Raw genomic sequence first — 1223 nt, 5'->3', positions numbered from 1 at the left:
AGTTATTATGTGATTTAACTCTCAAAATGGTTGATTTTTGTGATGGAGCTCATATTATGTACCTAAAGACAATAACACCTGCATAACAAAAACCGGAGCATCAACATGAAACAGCGCATGCGTAAAATCCTCAAAAGCATGTTCGAGAACTATTGCAAGACTTTCAAAGACGTACCGCCAGGCGCTATGTTCTGATAAAAAAAACCTGCTGCGGCAGGTTTTTTTTATCTTCAGCAAAAGTAGGTTACTATTACGCTCCGCAAAACAGGAGCAAAAAATGTCTCAGAACCTCACCCCGAACGATGAACTGGTTTCCGACGTTGTCGCCTGCCAACTCGTTATCAAACAGATCCTCGACGTTATCGATGTTATCGCGCCAGTTGAAGTTCGTGAAAAGATGGCTACCCAGCTGAAAGCGATTGACTTTACCACTCATCCGGCGGGGGCCGATCCGGTAACGTTGCGGGCGATTCAGAAAGCGATTGCGCTGATTGAGCTGAAGTTTACGCCACAGGATGCGACGCACTGATCCGGAATTGACGTCCTCAGGACTAAGTTCAGAAAGAACAAGGGCGGCCATGGCCGCCCTTGTTGCGTAATTAATGCTGCTGTTGGTTAACGATGTTCAGCAGATGCTGGTCCGTTTGCTGGATGCAGAGGCCCGCTTTACGCGCGCTGCGCACTTCATCCAGAATGGTCTTCAGCAAGATACCATCCTGTTCCTGCTCTTCTTCCAGTGCGTTGAGGAAACTCAGGGTGTTATCGTCATGAAGCACTTTTGCCTGTTCAGTCAACTCAGACAGCGTAGAGCTGCGCTGCGCGTGATCTTCAATGGTTTTCAGGAAAAGATCTTCGAGGGTTGCGCACTTATCTTCTTGGGTTTCAAAAGCTTTCACGACCGGATAAGCGCCAGATTTTTTCATATAATCGAACACACGCATCATTTGCGTTACGCTGGATTGTGCCCGAGAACGTAAAAAAGTCGCGGTACCATTCAGTCGATGTTCTGAGCACCACTCGCTCAAACGCAAATAATGATTAGATGCATAAAATTCGAGATTCATCTGAGCATTAAGCTTTTGAACCATTCCTGGAACTGCCATACAAATATCCTTATTACTGGTAGGAACGATACGCGTGATACCGCATAGTATCTTAATAGCCGCTAACCATGCGCTATTTACGCGTTGGAGTGTAACTACATATTACTCGTAGTCTTCAAC

Annotated in this window: 3 protein-coding genes; 2 read left to right on the top strand and 1 reads right to left on the bottom strand. The window is 46.0% G+C overall.

Annotation, left to right across the window (positions count from 1 at the left end; translation table 11 throughout):
- Window positions 1-105: 105 nt before the first annotated feature.
- Both azuC and NNN71_RS24620 read left to right on the top strand, forming a co-directional pair.
- The gene (azuC, locus tag NNN71_RS24625; RefSeq protein WP_015963980.1) at window positions 106-195 is read left to right on the top strand and encodes a stress response protein AzuC; all 90 of its coding nucleotides are present in this window, start codon (window positions 106-108) and stop codon (window positions 193-195) included.
- 82 nt (window positions 196-277) lie between these two features.
- Window positions 278-529 (top strand): DUF2766 family protein, encoded by a 252-nt coding sequence (locus tag NNN71_RS24620; RefSeq protein WP_064544613.1) that lies wholly within the window; start codon window positions 278-280, stop codon window positions 527-529.
- A 70-nt stretch (window positions 530-599) separates the two neighbouring features.
- Here NNN71_RS24620 and NNN71_RS24615 read toward each other — a convergent pair whose 3' ends face one another.
- Entirely contained in the window at window positions 600-1103 is a 504-nt protein-coding gene (locus NNN71_RS24615) for a non-heme ferritin-like protein (RefSeq protein WP_064544615.1), read from the bottom strand.
- Between the last annotated feature and the right edge of the window lie 120 nt (window positions 1104-1223).

The sequence above is a fragment of the Kluyvera sp. Awk 3 genome, from assembly GCF_028069715.1.
GTDB lineage: Bacteria > Pseudomonadota > Gammaproteobacteria > Enterobacterales > Enterobacteriaceae > Kluyvera > Kluyvera georgiana_A.
The sequence above is the reverse complement of the archived record's forward strand: the minus strand, read 5'-3'. Positions and strand labels throughout refer to the sequence as shown.

What these genes read in the sequence shown, in the direction of transcription:
- azuC (WP_015963980.1), top strand. Translation starts at nt 106, where the DNA reads ATGAAACAGCGCATGCGTAAAATCCTCAAAAGCATGTTCGAGAACTAT.
- NNN71_RS24620 (WP_064544613.1), top strand. Translation starts at nt 278, where the DNA reads ATGTCTCAGAACCTCACCCCGAACGATGAACTGGTTTCCGACGTTGTC.
- NNN71_RS24615 (WP_064544615.1), bottom strand. Translation starts at nt 1,103, where the DNA reads ATGGCAGTTCCAGGAATGGTTCAAAAGCTTAATGCTCAGATGAATCTC.